The organism is Streptomyces sp. NPDC043876, from assembly GCF_056435825.1.
The window spans coordinates 93174-110277 of record NZ_JBWKDV010000004.1 but is presented as its reverse complement, the minus strand read 5'-3'; the positions used below and the strand labels follow the sequence as shown (position 1 = coordinate 110277).

18 protein-coding genes are annotated in these 17104 nt (G+C 71.2%); 12 read left to right on the top strand and 6 right to left on the bottom strand.

Annotated elements, in window-relative coordinates; genetic code table 11:
• Window positions 1-19 precede the first annotated feature (19 nt).
• Window positions 20-754, bottom strand: a complete 735-nt coding sequence (locus AC0693_RS14250; protein WP_478801933.1) for a phosphatase PAP2 family protein — start codon at window positions 752-754, stop codon at window positions 20-22.
• An 889-nt stretch (window positions 755-1643) separates the two neighbouring features.
• Here AC0693_RS14250 and AC0693_RS14245 point away from each other — a divergent pair.
• Together AC0693_RS14245 and surE are read left to right on the top strand one after the other, a co-directional pair.
• Window positions 1644-2921: an MFS transporter gene (locus AC0693_RS14245; RefSeq protein ID WP_478801932.1), complete on the top strand. Its 1278-nt coding sequence runs from the start codon at window positions 1644-1646 to the stop codon at window positions 2919-2921.
• Window positions 2922-3006: 85 nt separating this feature from the next.
• Window positions 3007-3924, top strand: coding sequence for a 5'/3'-nucleotidase SurE (surE, locus tag AC0693_RS14240; protein ID WP_356408586.1), 918 nt, complete (start codon window positions 3007-3009; stop codon window positions 3922-3924).
• A gap of 68 nt (window positions 3925-3992) precedes the next feature.
• Here surE and AC0693_RS14235 read toward each other — a convergent pair whose 3' ends face one another.
• From AC0693_RS14235 to AC0693_RS14225, 3 genes are read right to left on the bottom strand one after another with little or no spacing between them, the layout of a single operon-like run.
• Window positions 3993-4508 carry a hypothetical protein gene (locus AC0693_RS14235; RefSeq protein WP_478801931.1) on the bottom strand — a complete coding sequence of 172 codons (516 nt, stop codon included), beginning with the start codon at window positions 4506-4508 and terminating at the stop codon, window positions 3993-3995.
• A 20-nt stretch (window positions 4509-4528) separates the two neighbouring features.
• Window positions 4529-4780 (bottom strand): helix-turn-helix domain-containing protein, encoded by a 252-nt coding sequence (locus tag AC0693_RS14230; RefSeq protein ID WP_469333442.1) that lies wholly within the window; start codon window positions 4778-4780, stop codon window positions 4529-4531.
• A complete protein-coding gene (locus AC0693_RS14225) occupies window positions 4780-5280 on the bottom strand; it encodes a DUF2975 domain-containing protein (protein ID WP_478801930.1) in 501 nt (166 codons plus the stop codon). The genes AC0693_RS14230 and AC0693_RS14225 overlap by 1 nt, the downstream gene beginning before the upstream one ends.
• A 152-nt stretch (window positions 5281-5432) precedes the next feature.
• Here AC0693_RS14225 and AC0693_RS14220 point away from each other — a divergent pair, with 152 nt between their 5' ends.
• From AC0693_RS14220 to AC0693_RS14210, 3 genes are all read left to right on the top strand, one after another.
• Window positions 5433-6794, top strand: coding sequence for a pectate lyase family protein (locus AC0693_RS14220; RefSeq protein ID WP_478801929.1), 1362 nt, complete (start codon window positions 5433-5435; stop codon window positions 6792-6794).
• Between the two features lie 64 nt (window positions 6795-6858).
• Window positions 6859-7272, top strand: a complete 414-nt coding sequence (locus AC0693_RS14215) for a VOC family protein (protein ID WP_478738558.1) — start codon at window positions 6859-6861, stop codon at window positions 7270-7272.
• 279 nt (window positions 7273-7551) lie between these two features.
• Complete coding sequence (locus AC0693_RS14210; RefSeq protein WP_469320484.1) at window positions 7552-7851, top strand: cupin domain-containing protein; 300 nt, start codon at window positions 7552-7554, stop codon at window positions 7849-7851.
• Window positions 7852-8001: 150 nt separating this feature from the next.
• Here the strand turns inward: AC0693_RS14210 and AC0693_RS14205 are convergent, their stop codons facing one another.
• The gene (locus AC0693_RS14205; protein WP_478801928.1) at window positions 8002-9432 is read right to left on the bottom strand and encodes a non-reducing end alpha-L-arabinofuranosidase family hydrolase; all 1431 of its coding nucleotides are present in this window, start codon (window positions 9430-9432) and stop codon (window positions 8002-8004) included.
• 288 nt (window positions 9433-9720) lie between these two features.
• Window positions 9721-10389 carry a hypothetical protein gene (locus AC0693_RS14200; protein WP_478801927.1) on the bottom strand — a complete coding sequence of 223 codons (669 nt, stop codon included), beginning with the start codon at window positions 10387-10389 and terminating at the stop codon, window positions 9721-9723.
• 708 nt (window positions 10390-11097) lie between these two features.
• Here AC0693_RS14200 and AC0693_RS14195 point away from each other — a divergent pair.
• The 7 genes from AC0693_RS14195 (at window position 11098) to AC0693_RS14165 (ending at window position 16965) form a co-directional block, all read left to right on the top strand.
• Complete coding sequence (locus AC0693_RS14195; protein ID WP_478801926.1) at window positions 11098-11667, top strand: DUF6434 domain-containing protein; 570 nt, start codon at window positions 11098-11100, stop codon at window positions 11665-11667.
• A 66-nt stretch (window positions 11668-11733) separates the two neighbouring features.
• On the top strand, window positions 11734-12828 hold the full coding sequence (locus AC0693_RS14190; protein WP_478801925.1) for a hypothetical protein: 1095 nt from the start codon (window positions 11734-11736) through the stop codon (window positions 12826-12828).
• Window positions 12829-12970: 142 nt separating this feature from the next.
• Window positions 12971-13588, top strand: coding sequence for a hypothetical protein (locus AC0693_RS14185; RefSeq protein ID WP_478801924.1), 618 nt, complete (start codon window positions 12971-12973; stop codon window positions 13586-13588).
• Window positions 13589-13743: 155 nt separating this feature from the next.
• The gene (locus AC0693_RS14180) at window positions 13744-14670 is read left to right on the top strand and encodes a hypothetical protein (protein WP_478738545.1); all 927 of its coding nucleotides are present in this window, start codon (window positions 13744-13746) and stop codon (window positions 14668-14670) included.
• A gap of 166 nt (window positions 14671-14836) precedes the next feature.
• Entirely contained in the window at window positions 14837-15715 is an 879-nt protein-coding gene (locus AC0693_RS14175; protein ID WP_478801923.1) for a heavy metal-binding domain-containing protein, read from the top strand.
• A gap of 1 nt (window position 15716) precedes the next feature.
• Window positions 15717-16580 carry a heavy metal-binding domain-containing protein gene (locus tag AC0693_RS14170; protein WP_478801922.1) on the top strand — a complete coding sequence of 288 codons (864 nt, stop codon included), beginning with the start codon at window positions 15717-15719 and terminating at the stop codon, window positions 16578-16580.
• Window positions 16573-16965 carry a hypothetical protein gene (locus tag AC0693_RS14165; RefSeq protein WP_478801921.1) on the top strand — a complete coding sequence of 131 codons (393 nt, stop codon included), beginning with the start codon at window positions 16573-16575 and terminating at the stop codon, window positions 16963-16965. Before AC0693_RS14170 ends, AC0693_RS14165 begins: the two co-directional genes overlap by 8 nt.
• Window positions 16966-17104: the final 139 nt, after the last annotated feature.

Genomic DNA, 17104 nt, shown 5'->3' with positions numbered 1-17104 from the left:
ATCATGTGTCGTCGTCCGCTCAGAGCCAGAGGGTGTCGGCCGCCGCGCGCTCCGCCTCCGTCTCCAGGAGCCGCGCGAACGCCCGCCACAACAGGAGGCAGGCCCCCGCCCCGGCCAGGGCGCCGCCGAAGGTGTCGGTCAGCCACTGGGTGTGCAGCCACGTCCGGCTCCACATCATGGCCGCGCCGTACCCGGCGCCGAACAGCCACCACCAGCGCCGCGCGCGCGGCGGCATCGCCACCACCGCGACCGCGACGACCAGCGCCACCGCGCTGAAGACCTGCCCGGAAGGGTAGGAGCCGTCGTTCACCAGGACCCAGGTGTGCGGCGGCCGGGGCCGGTCGGCGAGCTGCTTGAGGGGCAGCGCGACGAGGATGTTCGCCAGGACGGCGGTAGCGAGGACGAAGAGCGCCGAGCGCCAACGCCCGTACAGGCAGAGACCGCAGGTCAGCAACAAGGGGAGGAGGAGCCCCAACGGGCCGCCGAGGTGGTCGAGCCAGAGGGCGAACTCGGTGGCGGGACCCGTGGACGAGCCGCGGGCCGCGTCGGCCCAGGAGTCGTCGAGGCCCTGGAAGAAAGGCCGTTCGCCCGTCCGCAGGAGGAGCCCGGCGAGCAGGGGTACGAGGAGCAGCGAAGCGCCCGTCGGGAGTGCGAAGCGGGGCGGAGGGGCGGGGAGGTGGTGCAAGGGCGGCGGCGCGGAGACGGGCAGGGGCGCGGGGGCGGGTGGCGGCGCGGGGGTGACGGAGTGCGGCATGGCGGGGCCTTTCGGGTCGGTGGCCGGGGCGGTGGGCGCCGGGTGCTTAAGTGCCGGGCGGCGAGGCCGGAGGAGCGGTTGGGCGGATGCGGGCGGAGTCGTGGAGCGGAGGGGCCTTCGGGATGCCGCCTACGGGTCCGCGGGAGGGGTGTGCCGGGGCCCTCGGGGATCGGACCGGCGTGAGTCGCGCCGCCGGACCGGGGTCGGTGGCCGGGGCCGTGGGGGTGGTGCGGGGCGGGCGCGGCAGTGACGGAGCGCGGGCCTGGTCCCCGGCGGCGCGGGGGAGGCGCCGCACCGCGGCACGGAGTATCGCGGACAGGTGGCCGGGGCCACAAGGGCAAGGGGGTTCTCGGTCGTGATCGGCTTGTCAGGTGGCCGGGCTCTGGCGGTTACACGTGCCCCTTCCAAGAGGCGCCGCTTGTGTCACGATCCGCGCATTGCTGCGTGCCAACCCTTGGCGACGCCGGGGAAGTGGTGCTACACAGTGACCAGGCGCACCAAGTGACACGTGTAACAACGTTCGCGTACATCCCGGAAATCGCGCCGAACGAGCCCGGCCCGCCGGGCTTTCGCGGACACCACGTGAACCAGCACGTCGACCGCACCCGCATGCGCCACCCGGCTGGCCGCCGGGCCACCCGCACCCGTAACCGGACCCCACCCGTATCCCCACCCACCGGACTCGGACCCCGGTCCCGCAACCCGGGGCCCGTACACGGACACGGCGTCCCGGCGACTCCGTTCCGCGCCGTCCACCCCCGCCAGCCCGCCGTACCGCGCCCCGCCGCGTGCCCGCACCTCGGCGGCACGCCACCCGCCACACGCCACCCGCCACACGCCACCCGCGCCCCCCCGCCCCACCTCCCCGCTCCGTCCCCGAGGAGTCGTCATGGTCACGAACGAACTCATCGATCCGCCCGTCCCGGCGGACCACCAACCTCCCCGCAGAAGCGGACTCCTGTTCCTGCTGCTGGTCGCCAACTCCGCGATGATGGCCGTCTACATGGGCGTCGGATCCATCCTGCTCCCCACCCAGATCGCCGAGATCGCCGGTGACGACAAGGTCGCCGTCCTCGGCCTGATCGGCGGCGTCAGCGCGATCTTCGCGACCGCCTTCAACCCCGTCGCCGGTGCCCTCTCGGACCGCAGCGGCCGTCGCAGTCCCTGGATCCTGGGCGGCGCCCTCGCCTCGCTCGCCGGCCTGGCCTTCCTGGGCAGCGTCTCCACGGCCCTGCTCGTCGGCATCGGGTGGTGCCTCATCCAGGCCACCATGAACGTCTACCAGGCCGCCGTCACCGCGATCGTGCCCGACCGGGTCGCGGTCGCCCGGCGCGGCACCGCGTCCGCGGTGGTGGGACTCGGGCTGCCGATCGGCGGCACGGTCGGCGTGCTCATCGCCTCCCAGACCGCGGACCACCTGCGCACCGGCTACCTCGTCTTCGGCGCGGTGATCGCCACGGCCGCGATGCTGCTCACGGCCTTCTGCCGTGACGAGCCGCGCTCCGCGGCCCCGGCATCGGCTGCGGCATCGGGCGCCGCCGACGGCCCGCGTGCCCCCAAGGGGGCGCAGGTCAAGGCGTTCCTCTCCGCCCTCGGCCACCACGACTTCCGGTGGGCCTTCATCGGGCGGGCCCTGATGGTCCTCGGCTACTTCTCGGTCGTCGGCTACCAGCTCTACATCCTGGACGATCACATATCACTGCCCGGGGGACTGACCCCGCCCGCCGCGATGGCGGTCCTCACCCCGGTCTCCATGGCCGCGATGGCGCTCTCCACGGTGGTCGGCGGCATGCTGTCCGACCGGTGGAACCGCCGCAAAGTGTTCGTGGGTCTCTCCGCGGCCCTCGCGGGGCTCGTCATGGCCGTGCCCGTCATCAGCCCGACGTGGACCGGGATGCTCGTCTTCAGCGCCCTCAACGGCCTCGCCTTCGGCTGCTTCATGGCCGTCGACACCGCGCTGGTCACCCTGGTCCTGCCCCGCGCCGAGGACGCGGCCCGCGACATGGGCGTCCTCAACATCGCGAACGCCGGACCGCAGATCATCGCCCCGTTCGTCGCCTCCGCCGTGGTCACCACCCTCGGCGGATACCCCCCGCTGTTCCTGGTCGGCGGCGGCCTCTCGCTGATCGGCGCGCTCGCCATCCTCCCCATCCGCAACGTGCGCTGACCCGCCACCCGGTCCGTCGCCCCTCACCCACCACCGCATCGCCCCTCATCCCTCACCCCGTCACCCCTCTCCCAAGGAGCTTTCCGTGCAACGCAAGCGAGTCCTGCCGCTGGCCACCCTGCTGCTGTGCGCCCCCGCCCTCGCCGGTACGGCGCCCGCCGCCGCGGCATCGCAGGCCGGACCGGCGCCCGTGCCGGCGCGCCCGTTGCGGATCCTGCTCACCAACGACGACGGTTACGGCGCGCCCGGCATCCGCCTCGCCTTCGCACGGCTGACCGCCGCCGGGCACGACGTGACGATCGTTGCTCCGCTCACCAATCAGAGCGGAGCGGGCACGAAGACCTCGAACGCCCCCTCGGTCACCGTGCGCCACCCCGAGCCGAAGGTGTGGGCCGTGGACGGGTCCCCCGGCGACGCGGTGGCCTTCGGTCTCTCCGAGGTGTTCGAGGGCCGCGCCCCCGACCTGGTGGTGTCCGGCACCAACTTCGGCCCGAACGTGGCGGGTCTGGCCACCCACTCCGGTACGGTCGGCGGCGCCGTCGCCGGGCTGGAGTCCGGCGTGCCAGCCATTGCCCTGAGCACCGGTGGCGTCGCCGCCCCCGACCCCGTGACCACCGTCAACGCGATGGGTCCGACCGTCGACTTCGCGGTCCGGCTGATCGACCGGCTCCGCTCGCGGGCCGGATCCGGACCGCTGCTCCCCGCGGGCGTCGGCCTCAACGTCAACCACCCCGTCGTAGGCGCCGACGGCAAGGGCGCCGCCGCCGGGGTGGCGACCACCTTCCAGGACCCGCAGACCCTGCTGAAGGCGGACTTCACCGACGCGGGCGACGGCACCTGGAAGGTGGGCGTACGCGTCGACCTGCGGACCCCGGCCCGTGGCGGCGACATCGAAGCCGTGAGCGCGGGGAAGATCGCGGTCAGCCCGATCAACGCCGACTGGAACACCGGCCCCGCCGACCTCGCCGTCACCCGGGCCCTGATGGCCGGACTGCGCCCGTAACACCCTCCGCCCCGTCCGGGGAGGTGCAGGCCTCCTCCCCGGACCCCCGGCTCGTCGGCGGTCGCCCCTTACGGTGCGCCCAGCCCAGGCCCGTGCGTCTCTCCGAGCGAGGACGACTCACCCACCGCGGCAAGCAGTTGGAAAGGCAGCTCCGGATCCGCCTGACCGATAGCCAGTGCGAGCCATCGGCCGCAGGTCGGTGGCTGCCACAGCCGCATGCTGCCGGCGACGGTGCACAGGAAGCCGAGCGGCTCTGGAGCCACGAACTCGGGGTCTGGATGGTCGAACCCGAGATACGGCCACAGATCCACCATCGTGGGACCGCCCCACAGAGCGGTCAGAGCGACTGTCAGTGTGTCGAGATCGTCTTCCAGCTCCTTCTCGGCTGCCTCGACGATCTCCTCACTGCGGTCATCCCAGAAGTCCCGGCTCTCCCGGAGCACGGCCACGTGGTATCCGGGCCCACCCCACCCACCGTCCGTCCCCGGCTTGCCCTCTTCCTCCGGGAACGGCAGGGCGGTCAGTTCATCGATGATCGACAGCTGGGCTTCGGTGAAGCCCGTCGAACGCTGCTGGCTCGCCATGAAAGAAGCCTATCCGTACGTCAGTTGCGCGCCGGCGCTTCCGGGGCTACGCGGCCCTCCGGCTCGTCCGCAGCCTCCCAGTGCAGGAGGTCTCCCGGCTGGCAGTCGAGGACTTCGCAGAGCGCGGCGAGCGTCGCGAAGCGCACGGCCTTGGCGCGGCCGTTCTTGAGGACCGCCACATTGGCCGGCGTGATCCCGACGCGTTGGGCCAGCTCGCCCACGGACATCTTCCGTTTGGCCAGCATCACGTCGATGTCGACGACGATCGGCATCAGATCACCTCGTCCAGCTCGGCCTGCATCCGCGAGGCCTGCGCGTCGCGCGCGACGGCCTGGGCCAGCAGCATCCGCAGCACGAGCACGATGAGCGCGACGCCGAGGACTGCCACGCCGGCCGCGCCGATCAGGAGGACCATGCCGGGAGGGACGGCCTCACCCGGCGCCAGGACGACACCGAGCACCCACAGCAGGAGCGCGGCTCCGGTGAAAGCACCGGTCACGAGGTCCACGTACCGGAAGGCGGGCTGGGAGAACACCGTTCCGTGGCGGGCCATCGTCACCAGCCGCCACACGCAGGCCAAGACGATCTCGGCGCACACGATGCCCACGATGATGATCAGCAGGACCGGAAGGCGCGGGAAGTCCACGGCGTCACTGTCCACTCGCCCCTCGTCGCGGACCAGCAGCAGCCCCATCACCACCTGTGCGAACAGGGAGCCGGCTAGCAGTACCACCATCACCGCTCGCAGCGCGAGCACTGTAATTTTCCCCATGGAAGCCTCCTTCTATCGTGAGGCGACGATAATCTATCGTTTCTCGATAGGCAATGCTGATATTTTTTTGCGCAGCGGTGGCAACCTTCTGCGCAGCAGCGGCAACTGAGGCACTGACAGGACTCTCGTCTCTCACAAAGGAACGACACCACGTGTCTGCTTCATCGCACCGCCGCTCACCCGCCCGCAAGCGCCTGGCACTGATCGGCGCGGCCTCCCTGGTGGCAGCCGGTCTCGCGGCCGTGCCGCTGGCCATGAGTGCGGGCGCTGCCCCCGTGGACCTCGCGCACGCGGTGCTGCCCGCCAACGACGGCTGGGCCGCCGACGGATCGGGCACCACGGGCGGGCACGCCGCGGACTCCGCGCACACCGTCACCGTCTCGACCCGCGCGGATCTGGCCAAAGCCCTCAAGGCCGGCCCCGAGGGAGCCCCGCGGATCATCCAGGTCAAGGGGGCGATCAATATGAACACCGACGATTCCGGCAAGCCCCTGACGTGCGCCGATTACGCGGCCGGGACGGGCTACTCGCTCAACGCGTACCTGAAGGCCTACGACCCCGCCACCTGGGGCCGCTCGAAGCTGCCCTCGGGCACACAGGAGTCGGCCCGTGCCGCCGCCCAGGCCCGGCAAGCCGCACGCGTCGTCGTGAGCGTTCCCTCCAAGACCACGATCGTCGGCGTGCCCGGCTCCGGCGCGGCGATCGTCGGCGGCAGCCTCCAGGTGAGCAACGCGGACAACGTCATTATCCGCAACCTCAGCTTCAGCGACACGCGTGACTGCTTCCCCCAGTGGGATCCGACCGACGGATCGACGGGCAACTGGAACTCCCAGTACGACGCCGTCTCCGTGCGCCGCTCCACCCACGTCTGGGCCGACCACAACACGTTCGGCGACGGCCCGCACTACGACAGCTCGAACCCCTCGTACTTCGGCCGCGAATACCAGGTCCACGACGGCGCCCTCGACATCACCAACGCCTCCGACCTCGTGACCGTCGAGTACAACCGGTTCACCAACCACGACAAGACCATGCTCATCGGCAGCAGCGACAAGGACACCAAGCTCCGGGTGACCTTGCACCACAACCTCTTCCAGGGCATCGTCCAGCGCGCCCCGCTCGCCCGGGTCGGCCAGATACACCTGTACGACAACTACTACGAGACGGCCACGCTCAACGGCTACGCCCACAGCTACAGCATCAACTCCCGCGCCCACGCCCAGATCGTCGCCCAGAACAACTACTGGGCCCTCTCCGGCGGCCGGAAGGTCTCCCAACTGCTCAGCGGCGACGGCACCGGCGCGGTCGCCGGCAGCGGCAACCTGGTCAACGGCACCACGACCGACCTCGTCGGTGCGTACAACGCCGAACACTCCAGCAAGAAGATCGCAACGACCGTGAACTGGACGCCGAAGCTGAACGCGGGCCTGGAACCCGCGAGCGGCCTGCCCGCCAAGCTCACCAAGTCAGCGGGTGCGGGCGTACTGAACGGCGCCAACGGCAGCACGAGTTGATGCCAGAAGGGGGACGTCGGGCCGGGGCCCCCAGCCTCATTTCGTCTTGTGGCAAGATCGCGGAATGCTGCGACTCACCGATTTCATCATCGACTGCCCGGACACGATGGAGCTGGCAGGTTTCTACTCCGAGGTGACGGGCCTCGCCGTCAAGGAGGACAGTAACGAGCACTGGGCCGGTATCCGGTTCGGCGAGATCGAACTGGCCTTCATCCAGGTGGACGACTACCGCGCCCCGCAGTGGCCCGACAGCGAGCACCCCAAGCAGTTCCACCTCGACTTCGAAGTCGACGACATCGAGGCCGAACAGCGCCGCGTCCTGGCCCTCGGCGCGACCCTGCAACGGGACTGCATCGACCCCGACGGCTACGGCTTCCGCGTCTACACCGACCCCATTGGCCACCCCTTCTGCCTCTGCCGCAACAAGGGTGTCGTCTGGACCGATGGGGGTCCCGTCTGGCCCCAGCGCGAGTCCTGACCTCAAGGGGCGAGGTCTCCGGTAACGGTTCATCGAGCAGAAGGACCGGACACCGGAGACCTCGCGGCCACTCCGGCTCCCGGGAGCCGGAGTGGTCCTCGAAGCGGACGGAGCGGCAGCTCACCGAGGGCATCTGAGGGCGAGGGCGGCGGTCGGCGTCGGGTTTTGCCAAACGGTCGACCCGTTGTTTTCCCAGGTCACGTAGGTTTCAGGTCATCCATTGATCTTTATCCGTGGCCCTTCGGCACAACCGAACGGGTCCGTGTGGAGGGGTGTGCCATGAGTGCCATTGACCTTGCAGAAACGGCCGCCGGTCTGCCGGAGGCGTGGAGCTCTCGCAGTCTGGGCATGGTGGGAGCGGCCTGCGTGAAGGTGCTGCGCATGGACGAGTTGCCCGTCGGGGAAGAGAGCCATGCGGCTGCCGAGGCATTGGTGGTCCTCGACGGCCGACTGGAGCTGGAGGTGGAGGGCGCGCCCGTTTCCGTGCGGGCCGGCGAGCTGTTCATGGTGCCGGCAGGAACGGTGCACGCCGTCCGCCCCGGGAGCCGGGGCACGTTGCTGATCGTGGAACTGCCGTAGGAGACAAGGCACTTCATGCCGCCTCGCTCGGTTGTTCAGAACGGGCTGGACTGGTGCGCGGTGGTCAGGGGCGGTCTCCGTGAGACCGCCCCTGACCTTCTCTGCCAAGACCGCCCCGTGCCCCGTCGCGATTTCGGTGGATCGGGCGGGTCAGCGCTGGAGAGTCAGCAGCCCCGGCCGGTACGGCAGCTTCAGGTAGTCGGTCCCCGCCGGCGTGTCGGTGGGGAGACCCTGGTAGAGGAACTGCAGGTTGCAGAGATCGATGGTCATGGTCTGGTCGGGGTTGTTGCGGACCAGGTCGCCGTGGCTGACGCCCTTGGCCCAGGTGGAGCCGCTGTTGGCCTGGCCCGCGAAGGGGCTGCTCTCGCTGCCGGCCTGGACGGTCCACGGACCGTTCAAGCTGGGGGCGGTGAACGAGCGGAAGTAGCGGTTCGAACCCTGCGCCTCGACGATCATGAGGTACTGGTTCTGGCCCTGGACCTTGTAGACCTCCGGCGCCTCGAACAGGAGGTCCGTCGCGTCGCTCATGACCGTCGTGTACGAGGAGCCGAAGTTGCCCGGGAAGTTCCCGATCGGCATGCTCGCCCGGTAGATCTTGCCGTTGTCGGCGCCGAAGAACAGGTACATGTTCTGGTCGTCAGCGATCATGGTCGGGTCGATCGGAGCGTCCCGCCGGTCCCCGGGGCCCGTGGGAAGGCTGCCGGTGAACAGCGGCTGCGCCGCGGACCAGCCGTTGGGGTTGGTCGGGTCGCTGGACGTGCGGTAGTAGAGCGGCCACTGACTCCACTGGGACACCATCACCCAGACGTTCTTCGGTGCGAAGTAGAAGAGTTCGGGCGCCACCGCGGGCTCGTTCATCGCGGTCTGGGTGGCCGCTCCCATGTCCGACCAGTTCGTGAAGGGACTGAACCCCGTCGAGCCCCACGCCGTTCCGTTGGAGGTGGTCGAGTAGACCAGGTGCTTGCCGTTGTACGTGGTGGTGGAGAAGTCCTTCAGCGCGAGCTGCCCGTTGGCCGGCTGCGCCAGCGGATCGGTCGAGGTCCACCGGTAAGTGGAGGGAAGAGCACACGCGTTGCTCGCCCCGGCCAGGCCGGTCCACTTCTGGTTGCTGCCGCCGTGGCACGACCAGACCTGCACCCCCGTGCCGTTGGTCGTACCCCAGCCGGACACCTCCAGGCACAGCCCGGACCGCACGCCGACGACCGTGCCGTCCGAGTTCACCCGCCACTGCTGGTTCTCACTGCCGTTGCAGGTCCAGATCTGCACCGGGGTACCGGACGTGGTGCCGCCGCCACGGACATCCAGGCACTTGTTGCCGAACACGGTCAGCTGGCTGCTGCCGGTCAGCGTCCACTGCTGGTTGACTCCACCGTGGCAGTCCCAGATGTGCACGTTCGCGCCGTCGTTCTGGCTGAAGCCCGCCACGTCGAGACAGCGGCCGGAAGCCGCACTGCGCAAGTCGCTGGTCGTGGCCGCCTGAGCCGGGCCGGCCACGAGCAGCGCCGCCAGCGCGACCAGGGCCGCAAACACGGCGGCGAGCACCGCGGAGGGGCGCCCGCGGCTGAAACTTCGTCTGCGCATGGAGATCTCCTTTGTGACCGGATGAGCTGTCACACGGTTCAGGCAGGGGCGACCTGTCCTCGGCGCCTGCGGATCCGGCTGGACCGGATGCGGCGCGTCGGAGCGGCGACAGGGTGTGACCCCTGGGTGGTAGGGGGCGCCGGAGTATTGTTAGCGCTAACAATTCGCGGCTCGCGCAACGGCGTTGGAGCAGGAAACCAAGGGTCTGAGTGAGTGTCAAGATCTACTACAAGAATCCTCGGCGGTTCCGCAGCGATCTCGGATCACCGACCGGAGGGAGGCGTCCGATCAGCAGCCCAACCCGTCGAAGAGGCAACTGCGATCGGCGAGCAGGACCGCCGGCAACGGGGCCTCAAGCACCAGGGCCCGGGGGAGTGTCAGACCGAAGTACCGCTCCAGCACGCCCAGGACCGTCCGGTGCACCTCGCGATCCGCCCGCTCCTCGTCCGGCAGGCCTTCTGCGCGCAGCAACTTCTCCAGCTCGCCTCTGACTTCGGGGTCTCCGGCGACCTTGCCGTTGCCCCAGGAGTCGTCCAAGTGGAGATTGAACGAGCACACCGTCCGGCCGTCCCGGTGGTAGCGGAAGGTGGGCGGCACCGGCTTGCCGTTCTCCTCCTCGTACTCGATGAGGAAGACTTCGGCCCCGTCCTCGGAGATCGCCGGATCGTCCCGGAACTCCCCGAACCAGCCCCCGTACGCCACCGCGAAGGACCACCCGCCGCTCACCCCCAGCCGCAGCCCGATGCCGTCCCAGACGTCCCCGCACTCCGATTCCAGCACCTCGTCCAGCCCGTCCCCGGTCAGTTCCCCGACGGGGTGCGCCGTCCGCTGAGACCACTGGGACAACCCCGCGATCCGTGCTGCCAGCGCCTCCACCCCCAGGCCTCGGGCCAGCGTCACGCTGTAGCCGCCGAAGGCAATGCTCCGTGGCTCCGCGAGCCAGGTGATTCCGTCCATGAGGCGATCCTCCCGCACCCCACTGACACGCCCCCAACCCCTGGAGGAGGTGGTTCCCAAGCGATCTCCACCCTGCGGTACGGAGGTGTTCGCGGCGATCACGCGGCAGGCCCGTTCGCTGGGCGAGCGCACGGATATCGCGGCAGTCCGGGCTCCGGAGCATCTGGCCCGGGCGCTCACCGCTCTCACCGGCGGCGCCCCCACCCGAGCTGCGGGCACGCAACCCGCTGCCGGCCTCCGGACGGCGGGCCCTGGGCAGGGACGACTGGGCGGTCACAAGGTGGGCGTGGCCCTGGAACCGGAGCCGTAGGCGTCACAGTCGCGGGCCCGGCGCGCCAAGCGGCCCGCAACTCTGGCGCTACCCGCCCGGTCCCACCCCCCGGCCAGGCCGCCCGAACTCCCGGCGCGGGGCGTGACGCGTGGCGCAGGCCCGCGACCGCGCGCGTGCGAAGGCGGTGCGGCCGTAACCGAGCGCCTGCTGAATCGTTTATCCATATCGTCGCGGCAGATGCACAACCGCTCCCCCTGCGGTGCCGCGACCGGCCCCGGGACACACCCCCCGTCCCGGGGCCCTTGTTCTCATCGCGCCGGTGGCGGTGGGCGTCGCCACTTGCTCTCATCTGAGCCGCCAGATTCTCGCCGTTTCGTGGTTGGCCCCCGATTCGTCTCGTCAGACGCCAGGTGGATCACCCCTCCTATCATGGGGACGTGAGTTCGAATGTGGATGCCGAGGCACGACCAGCGCTGAGTGCGGCGTTGAGCGGGGACGAGTTGTCCCGCTGGTACTGGACGCTGGCCGAGCTGACCCTGCTTGCCCGCGAACTCGGGGTGCCGCGGGGCGGTGGGAAGGCGGCACTGACAGAGCGGCTACGGGCCGCATTGGACGGCGTCGCCCCGCTTCCCGCGCCGCCCCGGCCGCGCAAGGCCGGCCGCCGGCTCGCCGCGCCAGTGGACGGGCTCACCGTGATTCCCGAGGGGCAGCGGTGCAGTCAGGTGCTCCGCGAGTACTTCCGCCGCGAGATCGGAGCTGGTTTCCACTTCGACGCCTACATGCGGACATTCGTAGCCGAAGGTGCAGGGCGCACCCTGGCCGATGCCATCGATCATTGGCACGCCACGCGCCAAGCCGCTGCCCAGCCCCAGGAGATCGGCTCGCAGTTCGAGCTCAACCGGTTTCTGCGTGACTGGTATGCCGAGCATCCGGCCGGAAGCCGTGCCGAAGCACTCGCCGCCTGGCGCGCTCAGCGCGACCGGCCTCGTAACCCGGCCGCGGGGTGACCGGTCTGCGGTGATGTCCGGGAGCCGAGCGCCCGGGAACATCGCAGATGACCGACCGCACGGGCTGTGACGCACGACCGGACGACAGCCTCCGGTCCGCCGGGCTCGCGCCGGACCACCTCGCGCGCCGCGTCCAGCCGGTTCGCCGGATACGGGGTCGGCTGCCCGTCCCCCAGACCCGCCCCGAAGACCGCACGCAGCCTGGAGGGCGGCCCCGAGGCACTGGGGCGCGTCCTCGACCCCTACCTCGCCACGGGCATCGCGGCCGTGGCGGCGGCCGAGCCCGGCAACGAGGACTGCTTCCCGCTGCCGGCGGACTACCTGCCGCCTGCCGCCGTCCGGGAATTCGGCGACCGGTCCGCCGCCGTGGGCTGGTACGCGGCCGAGCGGGACGACCTCGCACAGGCGGTGGCCGCGGCACACGCCGCCGGACTGCACGAGCGGACCTGGCGGATCGTCCTGACGATGTGGCCGCTGATCGTATGGCGCGTCCGGGACGGCTGGGCCCCGCTCCTGGAGACCGCGCTCGAAGCCGCCCGGTCCGCCGGCGACCAGTACGGCGAGGCACGGGTGCTGAACGTGCTCGGCCGGGTGCTGACCGAGGAAGGACGCGTCCCCGAGGCGCTCACCCACCTGGAGGCCGCCTCGACGCTGGCCTCCCGGGCGGGTGACGCGGTGGCCGAGGCGAACGCCCTGGTCGTCCTGGCCGTCGCGCAAGCCGCACGCGGCAGCCTGGACGGGGCCGCGCAAGGATGCGAGCGGGCGGTGGAGCCGGCGCGCAAGGCCGGTGACCGGACCATCGAGAGACCGGCCATGCAGTACCTGGCCCGCCACCGGGCCGACGCCGGGAAGTGGCGCCAGGCGCTCGACACCGCGACCGAGGCGCTGGCCTTCGACGACCGCTCGGACGCGGCCGACGTGCCGCGCATCCTGCTCCTCACGGTACGGGGAGAGGCGCTGCTGGGGCTCGGGGACGAGGCCGCGGGCCTCGGGCAACTCGACCTGGCGGCGCGGGAAGCGGAATCCTGCGGCTATGACGACTTCGCCGTACGCGCGCTCGGCGCGCTGCTGCGGGCATCGGCCGATGCGGGACTTCAGGCACGGTACGACACGGCGGTCGCCCGGCTCACGACCCGGGCGGCCTCGGACAGAGGGCGTTAAGGCCAAATTTTGCCCAGAAGGTCTGTTTTGAGCTATTGGATCATTGTGTGAAGTTTGGGGTGGTGTGTTCTTGCGTAGGTTCAGGGTGTCGGCCGTGGAGCATCTGCGGTCGCGCACTTCGAGAGGCTTCCTCATGCGCTTCATGCGCACCACCACTCTCTCCCGGACCTTCCTGATCTCCGTGATCGCCGTGGCCGGCCTCACCGCCGCCCCGGCCTTGGCCTCCGCGTCGGCCCGTGCCGAGTTGGGCAGTGCCCGGGCTGCAAGTGGGTTCGGTCTGCTGGGGCTTCCTGGGAGTAACGGGGCCAACGGCATCGGCACCGGTGGTGGGATCGGCGGCCTGGGCGGTACCGGTGGTGCGGCCGGTGCCAACGGAAACGGCGGCAACGGGGGTATCGGCGGCAACGCGAGCGGCAGCGCCAGCGTCGGTGGCGCGGGCGGTGCCGGCGGCGCCGGGGGCGCCAACGGCAACGGCGGTAGCGGTGGTTCCGGGGGTGGCGCCGCGCTGGGTGGCACCGGGGGCAAGGGCGGTGTGGGCGGCGTCGGCAACGCGGGTGTCGGCATCGGCGGCGGCAAGGGCGGCAACGGCGGTGCGTCCACGGTCGGTGGCGGACACAAGGGCGGTACCGGCGGTGCGGGTGGCGCGGCAAGTCCCGTGTGTCCCGGCAAGCCCGGAGGCAACGGCACTGCCGCCACGTCCACTGCGGACGGCACCACCGGTGCGACCGGCGCCGCAGGGAACTCCACCCTTCCCTGCTGACCCCCCGCAGCGGTTGCCGAGCCGGCTCCCGTAGCACAACGAGCATCGCCCGGTGCCACCTCGCCCCTACAGCGTCTGCAGGGGCGAGGTGGCACCGGCCTGCCGCAGTGATCCGCACTCACCCGCGCTTCACCCGAGTCTGAGGAAACCCCGTCATGCACAGGAACCAGACCGCCGCTCTCCTCGCCCTGCCCACGTTCTTCGCCGGCGCAGCACTCTTCCTGGGTTCTCCCGCCGCAGCCTCCGCCCTCGCCTGCACCGCAGGCACCGCGGGCGTCGCAGGCGCCCATGGCAACCCCTCCCACCCCAGCGGATTCCCCGGCACCGCGGGTGGCCCCGCGACCGGAACCGGGGACTGCGCCGGCGGTGCGGGCGGCCCCGGCGGCAACGGTGTCCTGGGCGGCGTCGGCGGGGCGGGCGGCAACGGCGGCACCGGCCTCGGCGGCGGATCCGGCGGAGCGGGTGCTCTCGGTGGCGACGCCGGCCCCAACGGCGCGGCAGGCGGCAACGGCGGCACCGGCGCGGCCGGCGGACTGACCGGCGCGGGCGGTGCGGGCGGCGCGGGCGGTCCGGGTACCCACGGGGGTGCGGGCGGCGCCGGCGGCTCCGGCGGCAACTCCGGCGCCGACGCAGGCGCAGGTGGCCGCGGCGGTCTCGGCGGCGCCGGGGGATCCAACGGCGGCGCGGGTGGCAACGCGGGCAGCGGCGGCACCGGCCACGGCGGTGGCGCGGGCGGGAACGGCGGCGCGGGCGGCATCAACAGCGCCGGGAACGGCGGTAAGGGCGGCAAGGCCGGCAACGGTGGCAATGGCAGCTCCGGTGGCGCCTACCCGGGTGGTGCCGCAGGCATCGGCGGTGCGGGGGGCCTGAGTTCCGGAGGCGTCCTCAACTCCGGTGGCAACGGCGGTGGCGGTGGCAACGGCGGCACCAAGTCGGGTGCCGGCACCGACGGAGCGTGCGGTATCGGCGGCGCCGGCGGCAACGCCACCGGCGGCCTCCTCTTCCACGGCGGAACCGGAGGGGCGGGCGGGATCGTCGGCTTGGGCAGCCCCTGCGCCAGCGGAGCCAACGGAACCCCGTGACCCACCGCCATCGATGCGGAGGTGTGGGTGGTGACCAAGGGCCCTGAGCGGACGACTGGTTGGCGTCCGGGGATCGCCGTCTCGCTCGTCCGGTCGATGACGTACGCTCCAGATGAGGGCGACGCGATCCGTGCGGTCGGCCCGGAGCCCGATGGCACAGGAGCGGATGACACACGAACGAGACGCCGGCCCGCCCGGCAGCGCTGCGGGTCGCACGGGCAGGCCCTGGGCCGGCGGTAGCTGGGACTCGGCTCTGTCGGTCGAGGAGTTCGCGGCGGTCCAGGGCGTGGGGTTCGAGCCGGTCGGGCAGGTGCTCGGTACGGCCGTCTTCACCATCGGCTACACCGGCCTCGGGGGCTGCCCAGGCGCATGGTCGGTCACGGGCGGCAAGAAGGTGCCGTCCTCGGCGTGGACCTCGTCCTTCTCGCCGTTGGTGAAGACGATGTACGAGGCGCGCAGGCTGGCGCTGGCCCGCGCGGTGGCCCAGTGCGGTGCGCTCGACGGTGACGGGATCGTCGGGGTGGAGCTGCGGGTCCGTGCGGTCGAGTCCTCGCCGGGGGCAGTGGAGTTCACCGCGCTGGGCACCGCGGTGCGGGCCTCTTCACGCGTCCGGCCGAGCGTGCCCTTCACCTCGCACGTCAGCGGCCAGGACTTCGCCAAGCTCCTGTCCGCCGGGTGGGTTCCCACCGGACTCGCCTTCGGCATCGCCCTCGAAGCCCGCCACGACGACTGGCGCACCTCCCGCCGGACCGGTTGGACCGCCGGGAACCAGGAGGTCGACGGCTACACCCAGCTGGTCCACCACGTGCGCAGTGACGCCCGGCGACAGCTGACCGTGCACGCCGCGAAGCACGGCGCCGACGGGGTGGTGCTGGACGACGTGGAGTTGCAGGTGCACGAGAGCGAATGCCCCAGCTTCGGGTACGCGCGCGACTTCAGCGCGGAGGCGGTCTTCGTCGGCACCGCCATCGCCCGGTTCAGCCGCTCCGGGCGGCCTGCCGGGCCGAGACCACTGACCATCATGAGACTGGAGCGCGAGGGCTGACATGACCGAGACAACGGGGCGGGAACCGGTCGGTGCTGCCGCACAGCCGGCCGCAGAGGGAATACCCGAGGGGGCGATGCGGCGGCTCGCACAGCTGCAGCCCGGCGAGAAGGACTCGTTCTTCACCTCTGACCTGACGGTGAACGAGTTCCTACTGGTGCGCGAAGCCGGCTTCCGCCCGCGCGGCCTGGTCCTCGGCTCCTCGGTCTACCACGTGGGCCTGCAACTCGGCAGGTGGTCGAAGAACCAGGAACTGACCAAACTGTCCCAGGCCATGTACCACGCGCGCGATCTGGCGATGAGCCGGATGGAAGCCGAAGCGAGCGCTCTGGGGGCGGACGGGGTCGTGGGAGTGCGACTGGACATCCGGTTCAAGGAGTTCGGCTCGGACATCGCCGAGTTCATCGCGGTCGGCACGGCCGTCAAGGCGGACGGCGCGGACCCGGGGCCGGGCGGCACCTGGCTCAACAACAAGGGCAAGCCGTTCACCTCGGACCTCTCCGGCCAGGACTTCTGGACGCTGATCCGGGCCGGATACGCGCCCTTGGACATGGTCATGGGCTCGTGCGTCTACCACATCGCGCACCAGCGCTTCGCCCAAGCGCTGAGCACCACGGGCCGCAACGTCGAGATCGAGCCGTTCACCCAGGCGCTCTACGACGCGCGCGAGCTGGCGATGAGCCGCATGCAGGCCGAGGGCAAAGCCCTGGACGCCGAAGGGATCGTGGCGGTCCAGCTGAGGCAGCACTCACACAGTTGGGGATCGCACACCACCGAGTTCTTCGCCATAGGCACTGCGGTGCGCTCACTGCGCGAAGACCACGTCATCGACCGGCCGACCATGGTGCTGGGCCTCGATGGCTGAGCGGGAAGTGGAACTGCTGGCCGCGGCGCTGCGCCGCGACAGCGCGGACCTGAACCTCTACGTCAACGTGCTTGCGGCGAACCTTGCGGACTTGCTGCCGCCGGGCGCCGTACGGGTCGAGCGCAGGCGTTCCGTCACGCAACGGCTGGCCGGTCGCGAGGGCGCGGTCGCCGAACTGGACGTCGCCCTCGGGGAGCAGGGGCTCTCGCTGCGGATGGACCGTGGCCGGGTGACCGGGGAGATCCGCCACGAGGTACGGGGCATCGTGCTCTCGCGGCGGCCCGTCGGTATGGACGAGTGGATCGATGCCCTCGCCCGGTACCTCGCCGAAGCGGCGGCCTCGAACGCCCGCGCCCGCCAGGCCGTCGAGCGGTTCCTGGCCTGAGAGCTACCGGAAGCGCCTGACCCGTAGTCAGAGCGATGCGCGCATACGTGTTGACACCCCGGTCCGGGCGCTCCAGACTCCTGCATGGGAGCGCTCCCACGCGATGACTCGCCCCACTGGGCGGCGAGTTGCGTACCGG

Coding starts and splice junctions, on each gene's coding strand:
- AC0693_RS14250 (WP_478801933.1), bottom strand. CDS start 754: ATGCCGCACTCCGTCACCCCCGCGCCGCCACCCGCCCCCGCGCCCCTG.
- AC0693_RS14245 (WP_478801932.1), top strand. CDS start 1,644: ATGGTCACGAACGAACTCATCGATCCGCCCGTCCCGGCGGACCACCAA.
- AC0693_RS14235 (WP_478801931.1), bottom strand. CDS start 4,508: ATGGCGAGCCAGCAGCGTTCGACGGGCTTCACCGAAGCCCAGCTGTCG.
- AC0693_RS14230 (WP_469333442.1), bottom strand. CDS start 4,780: ATGCCGATCGTCGTCGACATCGACGTGATGCTGGCCAAACGGAAGATG.
- AC0693_RS14225 (WP_478801930.1), bottom strand. CDS start 5,280: ATGGGGAAAATTACAGTGCTCGCGCTGCGAGCGGTGATGGTGGTACTG.
- AC0693_RS14215 (WP_478738558.1), top strand. CDS start 6,859: ATGCTGCGACTCACCGATTTCATCATCGACTGCCCGGACACGATGGAG.
- AC0693_RS14210 (WP_469320484.1), top strand. CDS start 7,552: ATGAGTGCCATTGACCTTGCAGAAACGGCCGCCGGTCTGCCGGAGGCG.
- AC0693_RS14205 (WP_478801928.1), bottom strand. CDS start 9,432: ATGCGCAGACGAAGTTTCAGCCGCGGGCGCCCCTCCGCGGTGCTCGCC.
- AC0693_RS14200 (WP_478801927.1), bottom strand. CDS start 10,389: ATGGACGGAATCACCTGGCTCGCGGAGCCACGGAGCATTGCCTTCGGC.
- AC0693_RS14185 (WP_478801924.1), top strand. CDS start 12,971: ATGCGCACCACCACTCTCTCCCGGACCTTCCTGATCTCCGTGATCGCC.
- AC0693_RS14180 (WP_478738545.1), top strand. CDS start 13,744: ATGCACAGGAACCAGACCGCCGCTCTCCTCGCCCTGCCCACGTTCTTC.
- AC0693_RS14175 (WP_478801923.1), top strand. CDS start 14,837: ATGACACACGAACGAGACGCCGGCCCGCCCGGCAGCGCTGCGGGTCGC.
- AC0693_RS14170 (WP_478801922.1), top strand. CDS start 15,717: ATGACCGAGACAACGGGGCGGGAACCGGTCGGTGCTGCCGCACAGCCG.
- AC0693_RS14165 (WP_478801921.1), top strand. CDS start 16,573: ATGGCTGAGCGGGAAGTGGAACTGCTGGCCGCGGCGCTGCGCCGCGAC.